Source organism: Variovorax ginsengisoli (assembly GCF_030811835.1).
Classification (GTDB): domain Bacteria; phylum Pseudomonadota; class Gammaproteobacteria; order Burkholderiales; family Burkholderiaceae_C; genus Variovorax; species Variovorax ginsengisoli_C.
Window position 1 is genome coordinate 47988 of record NZ_JAUSRO010000015.1, and the last position, 20779, is coordinate 68766.

21 protein-coding genes are annotated in these 20779 nt (G+C 64.1%); 14 read left to right on the forward strand and 7 right to left on the reverse strand.

The genetic code is table 11. From position 1 onward, the window contains the following. Positions 1–55: 55 nt before the first annotated feature. From J2W36_RS20965 to J2W36_RS21020, 12 genes are all read left to right on the forward strand, one after another. Positions 56–487, forward strand: a complete 432-nt coding sequence (locus tag J2W36_RS20965; protein ID WP_307691710.1) for an SRPBCC family protein — start codon at positions 56–58, stop codon at positions 485–487. Positions 488–999: 512 nt separating this feature from the next. Continuing rightward, positions 1000–1503: a flavin reductase gene (locus J2W36_RS20970; protein WP_307691711.1), complete on the forward strand. Its 504-nt coding sequence runs from the start codon at positions 1000–1002 to the stop codon at positions 1501–1503. A 214-nt stretch (positions 1504–1717) separates the two neighbouring features. Further along, positions 1718–2503, forward strand: coding sequence for a helix-turn-helix domain-containing protein (locus tag J2W36_RS20975; RefSeq protein WP_307691712.1), 786 nt, complete (start codon positions 1718–1720; stop codon positions 2501–2503). A 268-nt stretch (positions 2504–2771) separates the two neighbouring features. After that, entirely contained in the window at positions 2772–4034 is a 1263-nt protein-coding gene (locus tag J2W36_RS20980) for an acyl-CoA dehydrogenase family protein (protein ID WP_307691713.1), read from the forward strand. Next, positions 4034–5287, forward strand: a complete 1254-nt coding sequence (locus J2W36_RS20985; protein WP_307691826.1) for an acyl-CoA dehydrogenase family protein — start codon at positions 4034–4036, stop codon at positions 5285–5287. The genes J2W36_RS20980 and J2W36_RS20985 overlap by 1 nt, the downstream gene beginning before the upstream one ends. An 11-nt stretch (positions 5288–5298) precedes the next feature. Further along, positions 5299–6048 (forward strand): carboxymuconolactone decarboxylase family protein, encoded by a 750-nt coding sequence (locus J2W36_RS20990; RefSeq protein ID WP_307691714.1) that lies wholly within the window; start codon positions 5299–5301, stop codon positions 6046–6048. Next, on the forward strand, positions 6045–6755 hold the full coding sequence (locus J2W36_RS20995; RefSeq protein WP_307691715.1) for a dienelactone hydrolase family protein: 711 nt from the start codon (positions 6045–6047) through the stop codon (positions 6753–6755). Before J2W36_RS20990 ends, J2W36_RS20995 begins: the two co-directional genes overlap by 4 nt. A 15-nt stretch (positions 6756–6770) precedes the next feature. Beyond that, positions 6771–7601, forward strand: a complete 831-nt coding sequence (locus J2W36_RS21000; RefSeq protein ID WP_307691716.1) for an SDR family NAD(P)-dependent oxidoreductase — start codon at positions 6771–6773, stop codon at positions 7599–7601. 2 nt (positions 7602–7603) lie between these two features. After that, the gene (locus J2W36_RS21005) at positions 7604–8179 is read left to right on the forward strand and encodes a carboxymuconolactone decarboxylase family protein (RefSeq protein WP_307691717.1); all 576 of its coding nucleotides are present in this window, start codon (positions 7604–7606) and stop codon (positions 8177–8179) included. A gap of 12 nt (positions 8180–8191) precedes the next feature. Continuing rightward, positions 8192–8725 carry a VOC family protein gene (locus J2W36_RS21010; protein WP_307691718.1) on the forward strand — a complete coding sequence of 178 codons (534 nt, stop codon included), beginning with the start codon at positions 8192–8194 and terminating at the stop codon, positions 8723–8725. Positions 8726–8727: 2 nt separating this feature from the next. Beyond that, complete coding sequence (gene mhpA / locus J2W36_RS21015; RefSeq protein ID WP_307691719.1) at positions 8728–10209, forward strand: bifunctional 3-(3-hydroxy-phenyl)propionate/3-hydroxycinnamic acid hydroxylase MhpA; 1482 nt, start codon at positions 8728–8730, stop codon at positions 10207–10209. Between the two features lie 11 nt (positions 10210–10220). After that, positions 10221–10976 (forward strand): maleate cis-trans isomerase family protein, encoded by a 756-nt coding sequence (locus J2W36_RS21020; protein ID WP_307691720.1) that lies wholly within the window; start codon positions 10221–10223, stop codon positions 10974–10976. A 57-nt stretch (positions 10977–11033) separates the two neighbouring features. Here J2W36_RS21020 and J2W36_RS21025 read toward each other — a convergent pair whose 3' ends face one another. From J2W36_RS21025 to J2W36_RS21050, 6 genes are read right to left on the reverse strand one after another with little or no spacing between them, the layout of a single operon-like run. Continuing rightward, positions 11034–11429 (reverse strand): RidA family protein, encoded by a 396-nt coding sequence (locus J2W36_RS21025; protein ID WP_307691721.1) that lies wholly within the window; start codon positions 11427–11429, stop codon positions 11034–11036. Continuing rightward, complete coding sequence (locus J2W36_RS21030; RefSeq protein ID WP_307691722.1) at positions 11426–13036, reverse strand: AMP-binding protein; 1611 nt, start codon at positions 13034–13036, stop codon at positions 11426–11428. The genes J2W36_RS21025 and J2W36_RS21030 overlap by 4 nt, the downstream gene beginning before the upstream one ends. Before the next feature lies 1 nt (position 13037). Then, positions 13038–14228 (reverse strand): acyl-CoA dehydrogenase family protein, encoded by a 1191-nt coding sequence (locus J2W36_RS21035; protein WP_307691723.1) that lies wholly within the window; start codon positions 14226–14228, stop codon positions 13038–13040. Positions 14229–14232: 4 nt separating this feature from the next. Continuing rightward, the gene (locus tag J2W36_RS21040; RefSeq protein WP_307691724.1) at positions 14233–15090 is read right to left on the reverse strand and encodes an enoyl-CoA hydratase family protein; all 858 of its coding nucleotides are present in this window, start codon (positions 15088–15090) and stop codon (positions 14233–14235) included. Further along, positions 15087–15566: a MarR family winged helix-turn-helix transcriptional regulator gene (locus J2W36_RS21045; protein WP_307691725.1), complete on the reverse strand. Its 480-nt coding sequence runs from the start codon at positions 15564–15566 to the stop codon at positions 15087–15089. The genes J2W36_RS21040 and J2W36_RS21045 overlap by 4 nt, the downstream gene beginning before the upstream one ends. 8 nt (positions 15567–15574) lie before the next feature. Then, positions 15575–17929, reverse strand: a complete 2355-nt coding sequence (locus J2W36_RS21050) for a bifunctional salicylyl-CoA 5-hydroxylase/oxidoreductase (RefSeq protein ID WP_307691726.1) — start codon at positions 17927–17929, stop codon at positions 15575–15577. 99 nt (positions 17930–18028) lie between these two features. Between J2W36_RS21050 and J2W36_RS21055 the strand changes: the two genes are divergently transcribed. Continuing rightward, the gene (locus tag J2W36_RS21055) at positions 18029–19297 is read left to right on the forward strand and encodes a class I SAM-dependent methyltransferase (protein WP_307691727.1); all 1269 of its coding nucleotides are present in this window, start codon (positions 18029–18031) and stop codon (positions 19295–19297) included. Between the two features lie 5 nt (positions 19298–19302). Further along, positions 19303–19629 (forward strand): DUF1840 domain-containing protein, encoded by a 327-nt coding sequence (locus J2W36_RS21060; RefSeq protein WP_307691728.1) that lies wholly within the window; start codon positions 19303–19305, stop codon positions 19627–19629. 40 nt (positions 19630–19669) lie between these two features. Here J2W36_RS21060 and J2W36_RS21065 read toward each other — a convergent pair whose 3' ends face one another. Then, positions 19670–20716, reverse strand: coding sequence for a Bug family tripartite tricarboxylate transporter substrate binding protein (locus J2W36_RS21065; RefSeq protein WP_307691729.1), 1047 nt, complete (start codon positions 20714–20716; stop codon positions 19670–19672). Between the last annotated feature and the right edge of the window lie 63 nt (positions 20717–20779).

Here is a 20779-nt window from a genome sequence, read left to right on the forward strand (position 1 = left end):
GCCGGGTATCGCATGAGACTGCCTGTCGCAGTCCAACCACCGAAAGAGAGTAGCGATGACGATTGTCACAGTGAGCAAGAGCGTCAAACTGAAGGCAGGCGCGCCAGATGTTTGGGAATTCGTGAAGGACTTTGGCGGTTTCGCCTCATGGCAGCCCCATATCAACTCCGTTGAAATGCTTCCCAATGGCGATCGCAAGGTGCTATTCAAGCGTGGCAACACCATGCTTGATCGCATCAAGGTTCTCGATGACGGGAAGATGACGTTGACATACGAGCTGGTGCCTGGTCAGGAAACGCCACCTGGCGCTCCGCCCATCAAGAGCCTGGACGCAACTTTTGTCGTCTCTGCTGACGGCTCAGGCTCCGACGTAACGTACACCATTGAAGCCGACGTTCCTCCGCCCATGGTGGACTTGGCGCCGAAGGGTATCGGCGGCGATATCGATGGCGCATTGGCAGGTCTGGCGACGAAATTCGGTAGCTGAACAAGCGCTTGCCTCTTGGAGGCGCCGTCATCGCCGCGGCGCCTCCATTTCATTGTTTGCCTGTCGTCCTGCTTATGCCGCCCCTGCAGGTCGACCCACGGGAATGCGGGTCATCAACGGCTCATCTCGCGTCACGGCAGTGTCCACCCGTGGTGCTGCATTGCCGATGCGATGGAAATACCCCGACTGCAAATGGTCGGTGACATCTCTCTGATAGGCCGCGATACACGGACCGGACAGAAGGAGTCGCGTACTTGTTCGAAGGACTCGTCGCGCGCTAACCTTGGTTTCCCAACGCGGCCCTGGACGATGATTTATATGCGTCATCCTTGGCCTGAAAACGGCCTTTATTGCCAGAAATAGGACAGAGAGACAACCCGATGAAGCGCATGAGTTTTGAAATTGAAGGTTCGCAGAGAGACAGTGTCTGGATCGAGGTTCAAGCCATTGCTCGGATCGTTCCAAGTGAAGAGCTTGCGCTGTACTCGCACTAAGCCAAGCGGAGACCCCCCATGATTGACCAACTCAGTTTTCGTGAAGCCATGTCTCGGCTCGTCGGAGCGGTGACTGTGATCACCACAGATGGCCCGGCCGGGCCTGGCGGATTCACGGCATCGGCCGTGTGCAGCGTGACGGACGATCCACCGATGCTGGTGGTCTGCATGAACCGCAACAGCCGCCAGCATGCGGTGTTCAGCAGCAATGGCGTCCTGTGCGTCAATGTGCTTACCGCGGATCAGGAAAAGATATCGCGGACCTTCTCGGGTGCCGCAACGGTTCAGGAGCGCTTTCAGGTTGACCGATGGAGCGTGCTGGAAACGGGTGCACCCGCGCTGCAGAACGCGTTGGTCAATTTCGACACCCGCATCGTCCAGACCATCGAGGCAGGAACCCACAGCATTTTCCTGTGCGGCATTGCCACGGTCCGGATAGAGTCAGAAGACCATCCTGGATTGGCTTACTACGGCCGCAAATACCATCCCGTTGGCGCCGCCCGGAGTCTGCCGGTGTTGTGAGGCTTGCGCAGGGTGGATATCAACGGTGGGCTGGTGGGGTGAACTGGGTATCGCATCGTTCGAACCGATCCTAGGGAATCCCGGCTGTACCGTTGCTCGTTGCATGTGTACGCTTCGTGGCGGCAGGTAGATTTGCGCCGGTGGTTGCTCTCCGCACTCAGTTTCTGCAGCACCCCGAGCGCCAGGTTTGACGGTACCGCAGGAAGACGCTCTCATGACCTATAAGAAAATATGCTCGCTGGATCGCGGGCTCAAAGTGCTTGAGTATCTCAACACGGTTCGTGCGGCAACGGCACACGAGATCGCCACGGAGCTCAAGCTCCCGCGTCCGACCGTGTATCGAATCCTGGAGACGCTGGAAGATCGCGGGCTTCTCTACCGCAGCGTTTCGGACAGCGTTTTTCGCTTGACCAACGCCGTGCGTCATTTGAGCGAAGGATTCATTGATGAAGAATGGATTCGCACCATCGGCGCGCCGCTGCTGCAGCGTCTGGGAGAGAAGGTCTTGTGGCCGACCGATCTGGCGACCTTTGAAGACGATGCGATGGTCATCCGGGAAAGCACGCACAGCTTCAGCCCTTTTTCTGTCGACGTGGGCATGATCGGCCGCAAGCGCCACCTTCTTAAAAGTCCTCTTGGGCGAGCGTATCTTGCGTTCTGCCCTGACGAAGAGAGGTTGGACATCCTCGCCTCACTGCGACGTTCGCAGGACCCGGACAACGCATTGAGCCGTGACGATGCATTTCTGGACAAGATGATCGAAAGCTCGCGTGCCAATGGCTATAGCAACTGCCGGGAGTTGGAGCACGTCAAGTGTGCCAGCATTGCCGTGCCTGTCATGTACAAGCAGTATGTGATCGCCTGCATCAACATTGTTTGGGTTGCAGCAACCATTGACTATGACGAGGTGGTCACGCGTTACCTGCCAGACCTCATTCAGACCAAGCTCGATATGGAAGCAGGCCTGATCAAGATGGACTTTCAGCGCTCGCAGGCTTAGCCGAGATGCTGTTCAGATAGGTCCACATTCAATCCAGGTGCCGCTCAGCGCAGCGGCCGACGGAGGGTGCAACCCGCCGCCCTCCATGCCAAGTTCGCCGACCCCCCGTGTGCCAGAGTCATCTGGCGTACCTTGCGTTGCGCGCGCCTTGCGACAGGATCGCAGATACACAGGTCGGACAGCCGGCAACCGCACCTTGCCGCTCTCGCACCGGGGGACTACTGTACGAACTCAGAGTAGCTATCCACAGACTGCACAGGAGACACCAATGGTCAGTACGCTTCAGGAAGAAAAGATCACCAAAGATATATTGCCACCGGAGCCGGGCCTCACCGCTGAGGAGTTGGTTGCGCGCGCGGTGGCAATGCGCGGCGCATTGCGCGATGGACAGGCCGCAGCAGAAGAACGGGGGACGTACTCTCCGGAAATGCATGCGGCCTTTGAAAAAGCTGGTTTCTATCGGACCTTGCAGCCGCGCCGCTATGGCGGGTACGAGTTCGGTGTGCCGGTCTTCTCGCAGATGGTGATGGAGGTTGCACGTGGCTGTCCGGGAAGCGCCTGGTGCTTGTGCCTGGCATCCGGGCATTCGCTCAACGTGGCTCAGCTGTTCGGTGAGCGCGCGCAGGCTGCGGCCTTTGGTCCGGAGGGGAACTTTGCGGCAGCGGCGCGTGCGATTCCGTCGGGGACCGCGACCCGTGCTGACGGCGGTTGGCGCCTGGAAGGTACCTGGGACTATTGTTCCGGCGTACCCTATTCGACGCACGTCATGGTTGGCGTGCGGATCGTCGATGAAGGCGCCCCGCCGCGGCCCGCGGTAGCGCTGGTACCGCGTGACCAATGGACGATGCTGGACAACTGGGGCGGCTTCATCGGCATGCGCGCCAGCGGTTCCAACAGCGTGCAGATGCAAGGTGCCTGGATTCCGGACTACTACCTGGTGAGGGAGGACTTTTTTGCGCCGGACATCTCCCAGGGGACGGAAGGTGCGCGATTGCATGGCAACCCCATGTATGCGGGTGGCACGCTCGGATTCTTCCAGACCGAGATCAGCTCGATCATCGTGGGATTGGGGTATGCGGCACTGGATGAGTACGAGAGCATCGTGACCGTGCGCAAGGCCTTCGGTCCCAACGCCGCGCTTCAGTCCCAGACGCCCGATTACCAGCGCCCCTACGGGATTGCGCTCGGCAAGCTGGAAGCCGCGCGTCACGCGGTGCTCGGTGCGGCGCAGGAATACATGGATCTTGCGCGCCTGTCCATGGAAGGAAAACGCACCTACCTGCGTTCGGACGACATGCGTCTCCAGGCGGGGATGCAGCAGGCGGCGCAACTGTCCTTCGACGCGGTCGACATGCTGTATCGCGCGGCCGCGACCAGTGCGTCAGCGAAGAACGGGACACGGATGCAACGCTATTTCCGCGATATCTCGATGGCACGCACCAATCCAGGATTGCAATTCGAACTGAAGGCCGCGGATCTGGCCAAGCAGCTGTTCGCGGAACATGAGCAATCCCAGGCGGGTAAGCAGTGATGATCAATGCAGAGCAAGCCAGCGGTCGGCAGAGATTGCAAGCGGCATCGGCAGTCGCCGGTGTAATCCCGATTCCCGAGGCCCATCTCACGCCGCAGGAAATGATCCGTCGTGCGACGGCGATGCGGCAGACGCTGCGTGATCGTCAGGCAGCCACCGAGGCCGCAGGCCGCATCCTGGCGGAGACCAACGACGAATTTGTCAAGGCGGGTTTCTATCGCGTGGTACAGCCGCGCCGATTCGGAGGCTACGAGTTCGATCTGCCGACCTATGTCAATGTGATGAGCGAAGTGTCACGCGGCTGCCCTTCGAGTGGCTGGGTACTCGCCTTGACGTCAGGGCACCCGATCATCCTGGCGGATCATCCCGAGCAAGCTCAGATCGAGGCTTACGGGAGCGACGGCGAGTATCGGTGCCCGTCTCTGGGGGCGCCTGTGCCCCTGCAACGTGCGCCGGGCGGTTATGTGGTGTCCGGGTTCTGGGACTATGCCTCCGGCTGCGACGTGGCGACGCACGTCATGGTGAGCGGGCTGATTCCTCAGGAGAGCGGGGCGCCCAAGCCGGTGCTCATGCTGGTCGATCGCAAGGACTACACGATCATCGACAACTGGAAGATGCTCGGCATGCAGGGCACCGGCTCACGCCGCGTGGCCATCGAGAACCTGTTCGTTCCCGAGCACCGAGTCGCACCGATCGCGATGTGGGTGGGGTCCGACGGCGTGAAGGTGCATCCCAACCCGATGTACAACGGACGCAAGGCGGGCTTCTTCATGATCGAAGGCGGCGCCGTGTTGATGGGGTCGGCGCGCGGCATGCTCGATCTGTATGACGAGCTGCTTCGGAACAAGCCGATGCGCTTCGCGCCGAAGACGAAGCTCATGGAACACCACGAGTTCCAGCACTACTTCGGCGTGGCACAGGCGCTGCTGGACAACGCTGATGCGGCGCTTCTCCGAGCGGCACAGGACTACATGGCTGCCTGCACGGCGCAGACGGAGCGCGGTGTCGACTTCTCCGAGGAAGAAGACCGGCGCATTTTCCTGATGGTTCAGCAGGCCACGCGTCTCGCGTTCGAGGCGGTGGACCGCATCTTCACGACGGCCGGCACCCAGACAGGGCAGAGCGCATCGATGCTCGGGCGCTACTACCGTGACATCTCGGTGCAGCGCACGCACTTCACCCAGCAGATGGACCGGACCGCCGTGAACTTTGCGCGCCTGCACTTCGGTTTCGCGCCGTTGTCGCCGTTCTGATGAGAGTGGCCATGTCCTCCAAAGAGGCGCTCTCTCGCATCCGGGAAGATTTCGAACGTCGGCGAGGGTACTGGAACAGCGAATGGGAACGGCTGCTGCACATCAACCCGTCGTATGTCCAGGCATATCTGGAGCTCTCTGCTTATACGGCTGAGCGCGGCGGCCTGTCGCCCAAGACGCGCGAGTTGATCTACGTGGCGACCAACTGTTCGCCCACGCATTTCTTCGAGCGCGGCGTGCGGCAGCATGCGCGGTTTGCCCGGGAATTCGGAGCCTCGCTCGAGGAACTGATCGCGGTGGCCATGGTTGTCAGCACCGTCGGCATCCAGACCTATCTGCTCGGGGCCGCTGCGCTTGAGGAACTTGTGCCGGGAGCCCTGACTTCCAGCGATCACAAGGCCTATGCGAAGACGGTCCGTCAGAAGCATCTGCAGCTGCTCGGTGCAGCGCTGCCGGAGGTCGAGGCAGCCATCAGCGTGGATCCTGTCTTCTACGACGTGTGGCTGGACTTTGCCTCGGCATCTGTTGGTGCAGAAGGTCCGCTCTCACGCAAGGACAGCCATCTCATCGCCTTGGCCGCCTACGCGATGTGCACGCAGCTCTCGGGCCCCGGCGTGCGACAGCACATGCGCGCGGCGCTCGACAGCGGTGCCACCCCCAACGAGATCATGGACGTATGCAAGCTGATCACGAGCATGGGCGTGCACGCTGTCGTGTTGCCCGTGCCGGTGATCATTGACGAGTGGGAGAAGCAGTCTTGAGCACAACACCTCTTCGCTATGACGCCGACGGCCTCACCTTCTGCGGTCAGCTGGCATGTCCCGATGGGCAAGGCAAGGTTCCCGGCATCCTGGTGTTTCCGGAAGCCCCCGGGGTCGGGCCACATGTCATACGGCGCGCTGCTGCCCTGGCGCAGTTGAACTACGTTGCACTCGCGGCGGACGTGAATGGGGAGGGCATGGTCTACGAGGACCCGAAGACCATGCTCGAGAGCATCGGCCTGTTGAAAAGCCAACCTGAGCGCTTGTACCGGCGGCTGCAGGCGGGGCTGCAAGCACTGGCCGACGCGCCTCAGGTGGATCCCGACCGGCTCGCGGTGATCGGCTACTGCTTCGGTGGTTGGTGCGCGTTGGAACTCGCGCGCACCGGCGCAGCGCTTCGTGGCGTCGCGGTCTTCCATGGCGCCTTGAATTCGCCACAGGAAGGCAGCGCGAGCCAGATCCGAGGAAAGCTGTTGGTCTGCACCGGCGCGGCCGACCCCCTGGTGCCCCTCGAGCAGGTGACAGGGTTCAGCGAGGAAATGTCGGCTGCCGGGATCGATTGGCAAGTCCACCTGTACGGCGGCACCGGCCACGGTTTCACCAGCCCCGAAGCAGGTAGCAATCCACGTCCGGGCTTCGGCTACTCGCCATCGTCCGATCGCCGCTCATGGGCGGAACTGCGCCAGTTTCTTACTGAGATCTTTTGACATCGGAATTGAATGATGGAATTCGAGAACAAGACAGTCCTCATCACCGGGGCCGCAACCGGCATCGGCCGTGCAACCGCCAGGGAACTGGCCCGGCTGGGAAGCCGTATCGTCATCGCGGATCTCAACGGTGAGAAGGCCGAGGAGGCAGCGTCGTCGATTCGAGCCGATGGCGGCGAAGCGATGGGCATGCACTGCGACGTCACACGCGACGACGATGTCGCGGCATTGATCGAAGTGGTCGTTGCAAAGTACGGTCACGTCGACGTGCTCATCAACAATGCCTCGATGCCGCCGATCGCCGGAAAGATCGAAGACATTCCGTTCGAGGCGTGGGAGACCGCACTGCAAGTGAACGTGCTTGGCTATGTGCGCATGATCCGCGCGGTCCTCCCAGCGATGATGGAGCGCGGCAGTGGTTACCTGGTCAACACCGCGTCTTCGCTTGCCATTCTTCCGGATCCCCCCACGCGCTTTCAGATTCCCTATACGACGACCAAGGGCGCGCAACTCGGGATGGGTTACGGCATGGCGCACGCGCTGCGTCCACATGGCGTGCGGGTGTCGGTCTTCTGCCCCAGCATCACCGCCACGTCGGACCGCCCCGGCGGCCAAAGCCTGACTACGTCGGGCACGGCGATACCGAGCATCGCGGAGTTCCTTGAAGGCGTCGACCCTCGGCGCGGCAAACCTGCCACCGCGGAATTTGCGGCTTCCGTGTTGATCGAGGGCCTGCGTCAGGAGAAGTTCCTGATCAGTTCGCAGGTGGGCTACGAGGAACAGATCGTGGAGTTCGCACAAGCTGGCCTTGACCCTCTCGCATTGATCACTGGTGGGAGTGTTTGATCATGGCACGCGTACGCTATCTCGACAAAGAGGACCTGGCGCCGGAGTATCAGGACATGCCGCGCATGAAATCCAACATCACGCGCGCTCTTGCCAACAGCCCACGGGGCGCCCGGCACAAGGCCGGCCTGGGGATGTATCTTCGGCACGAAAGCAAGCTCAATCCGCGCTTGCGGGAACTGGCGATCCTGCAGGTGGGATACACGACGGGCAGCGCGTACGAATACGCTCACCATGTCGATGTCGCGCTGTCATTCGGCGTCAGCGAGGCGGACATTCGGGCCATTGCCGCCGACAGCGCCGGGGAGGACTCATCACTGGAGCCGCTCGCGCGCGCTGTTCTGCGTGCGGCACGTGAGTTGACGCAGCGGTTGAGCTTGAGCGACGAGACCTTCGCCATCCTGAACGAGGCGCTCGATGCCGAATCGCTCATCGACCTTCTGATCGCCATCGGCGAATACAACGGCATGGTTCGGATCATGGCGGCGCTCCAGGTGGATCTGGAGCCAGAATTTTCAACTTATCTGGAGCGGTTTCCGCTTCCCGTCCGTGCGATCGACGCGCGGAATTCCTTGTAGAGGATGACGACCATGGATTTGGGACATGTGGGTGTTCATGTGCGGGATTTCGAAGCCATGCTTGGCTTCTATCAGCGCGTTTTCGGCTTTGTCATCAGCGACATCAAGCGCGGCGAGGATCGTTCGATCGCATTCCTGACCTCGCAGCCTGAGATCCATCACCAGTTCGTGCTCGCCAGCGGGCGCGATCCCGAGGATCGCTCGCGCGTCATCAATCAGATCTCCTTTCGCGTGTCGAGCCTCGCTGAGTTGAAGCGCGTGGGCGCCGCCATCAAAGTGGAGCCGGTTGAGGAGGTCGACATCATTACCCATGGCACTGCTTGGGCGATCTACTTCCGCGACCCGGAAGGCAATCGGATGGAGGCCTTTGTCGACACGCCGTGGTACATCGACCAGCCCTTTCGCGCACCCATCGATCTGGAGCAATCCGAAGACGCTTTGCGCCGCGACACCGAGGCCCTGTGCCGAGCGCGGCCCGGCTTTCAGCGCATCGAGGACTATCAGCGCAAACTTGCAGCCCGCTTCGAGTCGGCGAAGGCCACGTGACCATGTCCCGGTTGAATGTCGATGTCGCCATCGTGGGCTATGGCCCTGTTGGAGCGATGCTTGCCAATCTATTGGGCGTCGCGGGCTTGTCTGTGGCTGTCATCGAGCGCCATACCGACCCCTACAGCTTGCCGCGAGCGACCCACATCGATGGCGAGGCGATGCGGGTCTTGCAAACAGCAGGGCTCGCTCAAGACGTGGCTGCGACATTGGGCGTGCATCCACGGATGCAGTTCATCAATGCGCAAGGGCGCCTGCTGATCGACTGGACTCGTTCCACGCAGCCAGGGCCCACTGGTTGGCGAGACAGCAATCGTTTTCATCAGCCAGAGCTTGAGATGATCCTGCGCAGTGGCGTGGGGCGCTTTCCAGGGCATGTGGTGCTCGCAGGTTGTGAGCTCAATGGGCTCCGTGAGGACGAGGACCAGGTCGTCGCTGGCTACACCCGAACGGCAGACGGCACAAGTGGCGAAGTGCATGCGCGCTATGTCGTGGGCTGCGACGGTGCGAATTCACGTGTTCGCGCCTTGATGGGCTCTGCTGTGGAGGTGCTCGCAGACCCGGCGCAGTGGCTGGTGGTGGATGCGCTGCTCACCGAACCGGTGCCTTCGCTGCCATCGGGGACCGTGCAGTATTGCGACCCCGCGCGGCCCATCACCAGCATTGAATGTGTGGGTGGCCGGCACCGCTGGGAAATCAAGCTGATGCCCGGCGATGACGCCGCGACCTTCGCCGAGCCGGACAACGTATGGCCGAAACTCAAGCGGTGGCTGACACCGCAGCAGGCGCGTATCGAGCGATCTGTCGTCTATACCTTTCGCGCTGCGCTCGCCGAGTGCTGGCGCCGTGGTCGCCTTCTTCTTGCTGGTGACGCTGCGCACCAGACGCCGCCGTTTCTCGGACAGGGGTTGTGCGCGGGCGTTCGCGATGCTGCCAATCTTGCGTGGAAGCTTCAGTGGGTCCTCAAAGGGCGCGCGCCGCAGTCGCTTCTCGATAGCTACCAGCAAGAGCAAGCGCCTCATGTGCGTGCCTTCATTCATGAAGCGCTTCGCATCGGCCAGATTATTCAAGTCACCGATCCGCACGCTGCAGCCTTGCGTGACCAGGAACTTGTCGAGCGTCCGCAGATGTTGACATCGATCCGCCCCAGCCTCGGCGCGGGTCTGCATGCGGGCTTGCCTGCGCCGGCGGGGACACTTTCACAACAACCGGCGCTGGCCAATGGTCGTCGCATGGACGACGTGGCAGGCCTGCGCTTCGTGATCCTCGGTTCGCGCGAGATCCTCGATGGCGTATCGCCAGCAACACGCGAGATCTGGCAGCGCGCTGACGCCTTGATCCTGGCCGACGAGGGCGCGGCCTACCTGGCGCAGCTGGGGTACCCATGCGTGATCGTTCGCCCTGATCGCTACATCCTGGCCGCGGCCCACAGCGCCGCAGAGCTGGATGCCGCGAGTGCATTGATTCCTTCCGCCCGAGATTGACTGGAGACCCTATGAGCGTGCCACCTGTGACGATGTCGAGTGCCCATTCCCGAGGAGGCGGCTACGGCTGGCGCATGCGACTGGGCATGTTGCTGCCGTCCAGCAATCCGGTGGGGGAGCCGGAAGTCGCCGCCATGTTGCCGCCAGGCATTTCGCTGCATACGACGCGGTTGAAACTGGCGGGCAGCAGCGCCGAGGAACTTCTCGCGATGACAGAAAAGGTCGAAGAGGGCGCAAGCCTTCTTGCTGACGCTGGCGTCGACCTGATCGCCTTCAACTGCACGGCCGTGTCCACTTTCGACGAGGCCATGGCCGAAAACATCCGGTTGCGCATCAGTGCTGCAAGCGGGGTGCCTGCCATCAGTACGGCCGACGGCATCCTGGCGGGCCTCAAGGCATTGGGCGCCAAGCGTGTTGTGCTTGTGACGCCCTACATCGACGCCGTCAACGAGCGGGAAATCGTATTCCTTGCGCGCCATGGCATCGAGGTCCTGAGCCACAGCGGACGTGGACTTGCCGAGGGGCAGGGCATGGCCTCTGTGGAGCCGGGAGAATGGTACCGGCGCGCAATAGGGTTACAGAACGAGCACGCCGACGCGTACTTCTTGAGCTGCACGGCCATACGGGTGCTGCCCGTCATCGAAGCGCTCGAGCGGGATCTACGCAAGCCGGTGCTGACCAGCAATCAAGCCCTCGTATGGCATGCGTTGCGGACTTCCGGTTTTCGTGACGCCGCACCGGGATTGGGCAGGCTGTTTCAGTTCTAGTTCCACGTACACCACGCGCTCTCGGGCTGCCTCTGGCCGCCACACGCGGTTCCAGCCTCAGTCCGGCAGCACCGCCGTGACTTCAATCTCCACCTTGGCCCGTGTCTCCACGAGCGCAGCCACCTGCACGCAGGTCATTGCCGGGAAGTTGCGGCCCATCGCATCGCGGTACACCGGGCCCAGTTCGGCCAGCCGTGCGTTGTATTCGTCGCGGTCGGTGATGTACCAGGTCATGCGCACCATGTGCTCGGGGCCGGCGCCGGCCTCGCGCAGCACCTCGACGATGTTGCGCAATGCCTGGCCGGTCTGGGCGATGAAGTCGTCGGTCTCGAACTGCTGCTGCGCGTTCCAGCCGATCTGCCCGCCCACGAAGATCTGGGTGCCGCGTGCGGCGATACCGTTGGCGTAGCCTTTGGGCGGCAGCCAGCCGGGCGGTTGCAAGAGCTTGTTCATGGTGTCTGTCTCAGTCGGAATCTCTGGAGTTTGCCTGTTTCGGTGCGGGGCAGCGCGGTGACGAATTCGATCTCGCGCGGGTACTTGTAGGGCGCGATGAGGGCCTTGACGTGGTCCTGCAGCGCCTTGGTGAGTACCGCGTCGCCGGTGTGGCCGGGCTTGAGCACGCAGTAGGCCTTGACGATCATGCCGCGGTCCTCGTCGGGCTTGCCGATCACGCCGCACTCGGCCACGGCCGGGTGCTGCAGCAGCGCGTCCTCGACCTCCGGGCCGCCGACGTTGTAGCCGGCAGTGATGATCATGTCGTCGGCACGCGCCTGGTAGAAGAAGTAGCCGTCGTCGTCCTGGCGGAAGGCATCGCCGGGGTAATTCCAGCCGTTCTTCACATAGGCCGTCTGGCGCGCATCGTCGAAGTAGCGGCAGCCCACCGGCCCCTGGATGGCGAGCTTGCCGACGGTGCCGCGTGGCACTTCGTTGCCTTCGTCGTCCACCACCTTGGCGGTGAAGCCCGGCACGGCCTTGCCGATCGCGCCGCGCCGTACCTCGTGGCCGGCCGCCGAGATGTAGATGTGGAACACCTCGGTGCCGCCGATGCCGTCGAGCATCTCGATGCCGGTGGCGTCCTTCCACAATTGGCGCGTCGCGTCGGGCAGCGCCTCGCCGGCGCTCACCGTGATGCGCAGCGTCGGCACGCCGTATTGCTTGGCGAAGGGCGCCATCTGCCGGTAGAAGGTCGGCGCGGTGTAGACGATGGTCGCGCCGGTCTCGTTGATCAGCTTGACCATGCCTTCGGGTGTGTAGCCGATGTCCGGAAAGTACACAGAGGACCCTGCCCACATCGGATACACCAGCAGGCCGCCCAGCCCGAAGGTAAAGGCCAGCGGCGGCGAACCCATGACGATGTCGTCGCTCCTGGCCTTGAGGATGTGGCGCGGCCAGGTCTCGCACATGGCGAGCACGTCGCGGTGCGTGGTCACGGGTGCCTTGGGCTTGCCGGTGGTGCCCGACGTGAAGGCCAGCAGCGCGACGTCGTCGGCCGAGGTGGGACAGGCGATGAAATGGCCGCTCTTGGTGGCTGCGCGCGCTTCCAGCGCATCGGCGGCGTCGGACTTGAATGCCACGATGGTGCGCAGCGAAGGGAAGGCCTGTTGCGCGATCTGCATCTCGTCGAGCAGCTTGGCCTCGCACAGTGCGACCACGGGCCGCGCCTTGTCGATGATCTCGCCGAGCTCGCGGGAGCGCAGCAGCGGCATCGTGGCCACCGCGATCAGGCCGGCCTTGACCACGGCCAGCCAGGCCAGCGCCATCGGGATCGAGTTGCCGCCGCGCAGCAGAACCCGGTTGCCGGGCACCAGGCCGAGGTCTTCGGTGAGCACCTGCGCGATGCGGTTGACTTCGACCGCAGCCTGCGCGTAGGTAAGGATGCGCCCGGGCGCGCGCAGCATCGGCTTGTCGCCAAAGCCCTTGGCGGGCGCCTTGTCGAGCAGTTCCTCCACGAGGTTCAACTGGTCCGGCAGTTGCAGCTCGGGCAGGTCGTACCTGAATACCGGCAGTTGGTCGGCGGGCGGAAGCCCGTCGTGGACGAAGCGGTCGATTTGTGCGCTCAAGCTAACCTCGCAGTACGGATTTTCCAATGATCAATTGCTGGACTTCCGTGGCGCCTTCGTAGATGCGCAGCGCCCGAATGTCGCGGTACAGGCTTTCAACTTTCGTGCCCACCTGAACGCCCAGGCCGCCATGCATCTGCAAGGCCATGTCGATCACACGCTGTGCGTTTTCGGTCGCAGCCATCTTGGCCATGGCAGCGGCGGCGCTCAGGTCGCCGGCGGGCGGCCGCCCGGTGCGCTCGGACTCGTCGCGCATCCATGCGGCGCGGTAGGTCAGCAGTGCGGCGGCATCGACCAGCGCAGCCATGTCGCCGAGCTTGGCCTGTGTGAGTTGGAAGTCGGCCAGCGTGTGGCCGAACATCTTGCGGCGGTGCGCATGCGCGGTCGCTTCGGCCAGTGCGCGGCGCGCCATGCCGAGCGCGGCGGCGGCGACCGAGGCGCGAAAGATGTCGAGCGTGCGCATGGCCAGCTTGAAGCCGCCATTGAGTTCGCCGAGTTGCGCGCTGCGCGGAATCACGCACCCGTCGAAGCGCAGCCTGGCCAGTGGGTGCGGCGCCATCACGTGGATGTGTTCCGACGTGTCCAGGCCTGGTGCCGTGGCATCGACGATGAAAGCGGTGATGCCGCGTGTGCCGGCGGAGGGCTCGGTCTTGGCAAACACGCAATAGAAGTCGGCGATGCCGCCGTTGCTGATCCACGTCTTCTCGCCGTCCAAGCGCCAGCCGTCGGCCGTGGGCACGGCCTGCAGCGCCATCGCACCCACGTCGGAACCGGCTTCGGGTTCGCTCAGCGCGAAGGCTGCCAGCTTGGCGCCGGTGGCCACCGCCTGCAGGTAATGGCGCTGCTGTTCGGGCGTGCCGGCCAGCGTGATCGCGCCGCTACCCAGGCCCTGCATCGCGAACGCGAAGTCTGCCAGTGGCGAATGGAAGCCGAGCGTCTCGCGCAGCAGCACGAGGGCGCGCGAGTCGAGGTGCTCCAGCGCGCCGCCCGCATGGCCAGGCACTGCGTAGCGCAGCCAGCCGCCATCGCCCAGGCGACGGACCCAGTCGCGGCAGGCGGCGCGGTCGTCGTGCTCGTCGACGTTCTGCGCGGCGGCCCAAGGCAGCAGGCCCTCGGCCAGTTCACGGTGGGCGTCGTCGAAGAAGGGGAGCGCGAGGTGCGCCGTCGAAGGATTCTGGGTCGAGGCGCTCATCGTCTCAGTCTCCGCCGAACACCGGCTTCTGCTTGGACGCGAAGGCCTCGTAGGCGCGCGTGAAGTCCTGCGTCTGCATGCAGATGGCCTGCGCCTGTGCCTCGGACTCGATGGCCTGTTCGATGGTCATCGACCATTCCTGCGACAGCATGGTCTTGGTCATGCCGTGCGCGAAGGTCGGGCCTTCGGCCAGGCTGCGGGCGACGTCGGTGGCTGCGGCGAGCAGCGCGGCGCTGTCTTCGTGCAGGCCGTTGAAGAAGCCCCAGGCGTGGCCTTCCTGCGCGGTCATGGCACGGCCGGTGAACAGCAGTTCCGATGCGCGGCCCTGGCCGATCATGCGGGGCAGCAGGGCGCAGGCGCCCATGTCCGCGCCGGCCAGGCCCACGCGCGTGAACAGGAAGGCGGTGCGCGTGGCGGGCGTGCCGTAGCGCATGTCGCAGGCCAGGGCGATCATTGCGCCCGCGCCTGCACAGATGCCATCGATGGCACCGATGACCGGCTGTGGGCACTGGCGGATCGCCTTGACCAGGTCGCCCGTCATCCGGGTGAACTCGAGGAGCTCGGGCGTGCGCATCTTCGTGAGCGGGCCGATGATCTCGTGCACGTCGCCGCCCGAGCAGAAGTTGCCGCCGGCACCGGTGACGACGATCGCCTTCACGTCGGTGGCGTAGTGCAACGCACGGAACAGGTCGCGCAACTCGGCGTAGGACTCGAAGGTCAGCGGGTTCTTGCGTTCGGGGCGGTTCAGCGTGATGGTGCCCACGCCCTGGTCGAAGCCCCAGCTGAAATGCCGCGCCACGTAGCCGGCCTTGGGTTCGAATTGCGCGTGCATGGGATTGCCTGCGCCGATGTAGTGCTTCATGCGGTCTCCGTCGTTGTGGTTTGGTGCGAGTGCTGCTTGACCTTGCCCAGCAGCTTGTGCAGTTGCGTGACCTCGCGTGCGCTCAGGCCGGCAAAGGCGTTGACGATCCAGGCCTCGTGCTGCTGGGCCATTTCGTTGAAGAGCTTGCGTCCGCGGGCCGTCAGGCGCACGCGCCAGGCGCGCCGGTCGCCCTCGACGTTGACGCGCTCGACCAGTTCCTCGGCCACCAGCTGGTCGGTGATGCCGGTCACGTTGCCGCCGGTCACCATCATGCGGCGCGACAGTTCGTTCATCTTCAGTCCCTCGGGCGAGCGCTCCAGCTGTGCCATCAGGTCAAAGCGTGGCAGCGTGGTGGCGAATTGCTCGCGCAGGCCGTTGCGCACTTCCTTCTCGATGAGCTGCGTGCAGGTCAATAGCCGCAGCCACAGACGCAGTTCGTCGGGATGTTCGCTGTGGGCGCGGGCTTCGAGGTCCATGGAATTTCCTATTCTTCGGCGCGCACGGCCGGTGGCGGTGCCGTGGCGGCTGCGAGCTGTTGTTGTTTGGCAATTTCCCGGTACATCTGGTCACGGCCGGCCAGGTAGGGCTTGGGCCAGTCGACGTAACGGCTCTGCAGTTTCGCAGCCTCGTGCAGCGTCCAGGCCGGATCGGCCAGATGAGGCCGTGCCACGGCGCACAGGTCGGCGCGTCCGGCGGCCACGATGCTGTTGGCCTGGTCAGCGTCGGTGATGGCACCCACCGCGATGGTTGCGATGCCGACCTCGTTGCGGATGCGGTCGGCAAAGGGCGTCTGGTACATCCGGCCGTACACCGGCTTGGCCTCGCGCGTGGTCTGGCCCGACGACACGTCGATGAAGTCGCAGCCGGCCTCCTTGAAGAACCTGGCGACGGCGACGGCGTCGTCGTCGGTGTTGCCGCCGGGGGCCCAGTCGTGCGCGGAGATCCGCACGCTCATGGGCCGGTCGGCCGGCCACACCGCACGCATCGCTGCAAATACTTCGAGCGGGTAGCGCGCGCGGGCAGCGATATCGCCGCCATAGCCGTCGGTGCGGTGGTTGGTCAGCGGGCTCAGGAAGGAGGCGAGCACGTAGCCGTGGGCGCAGTGCAGTTCCAGCCAGTCGAAGCCGGCGTCGACGGCGCGGCGGGTCGATGCGACGAACTGGTCGCGCAGCAGATCCATGTCGGCCTGCGTCATGGCCGCAGGCGTCTGGTTCTGGCTGCCGTAGGCCAGCGCGCTGGCGGCCAGAAGCGGCCAGTTGCCGGTGGGCAGCGGCTCGTCCGTGCCTTCCCAGCCGACCTGCGTCGATCCCTTGGGGCCGCTGTGGCCGAGCTGCAGGCCGATCTTCGCGCTGCTCTGCGCATGCACGAAGTCGACGATGCGCTTGAAGGCGTCGCCCTGCGCGTCGGTGTACAGGCCCGGGCAGCCCGGCGTGATGCGGCCTTCGGGTGTGGGGCTGGTCATCTCGACGAAGACCAGGGCCGCGCCGCCGAGGGCACGTGCGCCCAGGTGCACCAGATGGAAGTCCTGCACCACGCCGTCGACCGCGCTGTAGGTCGCCATGGGCGAGACGATGATGCGGTTCTTGAGTTCAAGGCCGCGCACCTTGTATGGCGTGAGCATCGGCGGAATCTGCTTGCCGCCGGCGAGCCATTTCTCGTAGCCGCCCAGCCAGGTGGCGTCGCGCAGGCGCAGGTTCTCGTGGCTGATGCGCTGACTGCGCGTGAGCATCGAATAGGCGAACTGCTCGATCTGCATGCCGGTGTAGCGAGAGACGTTCTCGAACCACTCGGTGGAGTTTCGCGCGGCGTTCTGGATCTTCAGCACCTCGACGCTGCGGCGGGCTTCATAGCCGGTCAGCACCTCGTCGATGCTGCCGCCACGGCCGAACTCGTCGGCAAGGTCGATCGCGTCTTCCAGTGCCAGCTTGGTGCCCGAGCCGATCGAGAAGTGGGCCGTGTGCGCAGCGTCGCCCATCAGTACCACGGGCACGCGCTTGCCCACGATGTCGACATGGTGGGTCCAGTGCTTGCAGACCACGCGCGGGAAGCGGATCCAGTTGGCCGAGCCCCGCAGGTGCGTCGCGTTGCTGATGAGTGCATGGCCGCCCAAGTACCGGGCAAAGAGCTTCTCGCAGAAGGCGATGGCCTCGGGCTGCTCCATCTGGTCGAGCCCATGGGCCTTCCATACTTCTTCGGGCGTCTCCACAATGAAGGTGGAGGTCTGGTCGTCGAACTGGTAGGCGTGCGCCTGGAACCACCCGTGCTCGGTCTGTTCGAAGGCGAAGGTGAAGGCGTCGAAGGTCTGGTGCGTGCCCAGCCAGACGAAGCGGCACTTGCGCAGGTCGATGTCGGGCTGATAGACGTCGGCATAGCGCTGGCGGATGCGGCTGTTGAGGCCGTCGCTGGCAATCACCAGGTCGGCCTGGTATTGGGCGGCGAGCGCCTGGTCGTCGGTGGCGTCGGTCTCGAAGACCAGATTCACGCCCAGCGACAGGCAGCGTTCCTGCAGGATGTTCAGCAGGCGCTTGCGCCCGATGCCGCAGAAGCCGTGGCCGCCGGAGCGCACCTGGCCGCCCTTGAAGAACACCTGGATGTCGTCCCAGTGATGGAACGATTCACCGATGAGCCCGGCCGTGCCCGACTCTGCCGCCGCCAGGTTGGCCAGCGTCTGGTCGCTCAGCACGACGCCCCAGCCGAAAGTGTCGAAGGGGCGATTGCGCTCGACCACGGTGATGTCGAGCGATGGGTGGCGCGCCTTCATGAGCAGGGCGAAATAGAGCCCTGCGGGGCCCCCGCCAATACACAGGATGCGCTGGAGGCCGGGAGCAAGTATGTTCATAAATAAATAGTTTAAGCATAAACATTCCGGTGTCAATGGGTACATGGTCTTCGACGAACCCAGTTGACGAGTGTTTACACACTGGCAAAAATCGTTCCCATGTCAAGCCTGATTCCGAAGATCGAATCGCAGCTCGCCGCTTTGCCGGTGCCCATCGCCTTGCAACTGCCTGACGGGCGGCGTGTGGCGCAGCCCGGATCCCGGGTCACGCTGGCGTTCTCGGAGTGGTCGGCGCTGGCCAAGCTGGCGGCGCGCCAGATTGGTGCCATCGGCGAGGCCTACGTGGAGGGCCGCGTGCAGATCGAGGGCGCCATGCGCGACCTGACCGACGCGGCGGTCGGGTTGCTGCCAGGCACGCCGGTGCAGACCGACACCGGCTGGTGGAGCCGCCTGCTGCGACAGGCCAAGTCGCGCGGCTCCCATACGCTGCACAAGGATGCGGCGCAGGTGCAGTTCCACTACGACGTTTCGGACGACTTCTATGCGCTCTGGCTCGACCCGCGGCGCGTGTACTCGTGCGCCTACTACCGCACGGCCGACATGAGCCTGGCGCAGGCGCAGGAGGCCAAGCTCGACCACATCTGCCGCAAGCTCCGGCTGCAGCCCGGTGAGCGCTTTCTGGACATCGGCTCGGGGTGGGGCGGTCTGCTGCTGTGGGCGGCCGAGCACTATGGCGTGGACGCAACGGGCATCACCCTGTCGAAGAACCAGCATGCGCACGTGCAGGGCCTGATCGCCGCCCGCGGCCTGCAGGACCGCGTGCGCGTGGAACTGCGGGACTACCGTACGCTCGAAGAGACCAGGCCCTTCGACAAGATCTCCTCGGTGGGCATGTTCGAGCATGTGGGCAGTGCCAATATGGCGACCTACTTTCGCAAGATCCATGCGCTGCTCGCGCCGGGTGGCCTGGTGCTCAATCACGGCATCACCTCAGGACGGCTCGACTACCAGCAGTTGGGTGCGGGCATGGGCGACTTCATCGAGAAGTACATCTTCCCGGGCGGCGAGTTGCTGCACGTCACCCACGTGCTGCGCGAGACGGCCGCCGCGGGGCTGGAGATGGTCGACACGGAAAACCTGCGGCCGCACTATGCCAGGACGCTCTGGGCGTGGTCTGACGCACTGGAGGCGCAACTCGACCGGGCACGCGAGGTGCTGGCCGCAAGCGCCGGCGGGGCTCGCGGCCAGGCCGAGCGCATCCTGCGCGCCTACCGGCTGTATCTGGCCGGGTCGGCCATGAGCTTCGAGCAGGGATGGATTTCATTGCACCAGATGCTGTCGACGCGGCCCGATGGACGGGTTGCTGTCGGACAGATGAGGGGCGCGCAATCGGTGTACCCTTTCACCCGGGACTACATCTACAGATAACAACCATGCTCTACCGCTTCAAATCTCAAGCGACCGCCGAGGTCGTGATGCTCGAAACCAATGCCCGCCAACTGCTGGACATCATCGGCAAGGCCCCCGGCGCCCAGGGCGTGATCACCGTCGACCAGATGCCTGCTGCACTGCAGGCGCTCTCCGCCGCCATGGCCCGTGAAGCGACGGCGCAGCATCACAATCACGACGACCATGTGGCCGAGAAGCACGACGAAGCCGCCGAGCGCGAGCATGTGAGCCTGCACCAGCGTGCGGCGCCCCTGGTGGACATGCTCAAGCGCGCGGGCGCCGAAGGCAAGGACATCACCTGGGGGGTCTAGGGGCCATCCTGCCCCCGCCGGCGGGACTCGGCGCGCAGGGTCAGTCGACCGTCGCGCCGGAATCCTTGACGACCTTGGCCCACTTCTTGTGCTCGCTGTCGATCAGACGGGCGAAGTCGGCCGGTGAATTGCCGCTGGGAATGGCGCCTTGCGCCAGCAGTTTTTCTTTCATGGCCGGGGTGCCGAGCGACTTGGCCACTTCCTGCTGAATGCGGTTGACCACATCTGCCGGCGTGCCCGCGGGAGCGAGCAGGCCGAACCAGGAACTGGCTTCGTAGCCCTTGAGTGCGGGGCCGCCGGCTTCGGCGACGGTCGGCACGTCGGGCAGTGCAGGCGAGCGCTGTGCGCTGGTCACGGCCAGCGCAACCAATTTTCCGCCCTTGATCTGCTGCATCGAGGAGGGCAGGTTGTCGAACATCACATCGGCACTGCCGCCGATCATGTCGATGAGTGCCGGACCCGACCCCTTGTACGGGATGTGCGTCATGAAGGTGCCGGTCATGCTCTTGAACAGCTCACCCGCCAGGTGGATCGAGGTGCCGCTGCCGCTCGATGCCATGTTGAGCTTGCCCGGATTGGCCTTGGCGTATTTCACGAAGTCGGCCACGTTGTGGATGTTGAGTGCGCGGGCCTTGTCCGCGTTCATTTCCATCACGTTGGGCACGGCCGCGACCAGCGTCACGGGGGCAAAGTCCTTGATCGGGTCGAAGGCCAGCTTGGGATACAGCGCGCGGTTGATGCCATGCGTGCCCACGGTGCCCATGAGCAGCGTGTAGCCGTCGTTGGGCGACTTGGCCACGATGTCGGCACCGAGGTTGCCGCCCGCGCCCGGCCGGTTGTCGACGATGAACTGCTGGCCGAAGGCCTTCGAGAGCTCCGGCGCCATGGCGCGCGCAAGAATGTCGGTGGTGCCGCCCGCTGCAAAAGGCACGACGATGCGCACCGGCTTGGTAGGCCAGCTGCTCTGCGCCGTGGCGGTGCCGGCCAGGCACAGCGCGGCGGCGAAGGCCGTTCCTGCGGCCAGCAGGTGGCGGCGGGAAGAAGGCTTGGAAGAAGGAAGAGACGAAAGAGGGGAAACTGGTTTCATCCAGTGTTTTTACCTGCGAAAGCGGGGCGCTTGCGCAGATGGATCCCCCGTGAATACCCTGAG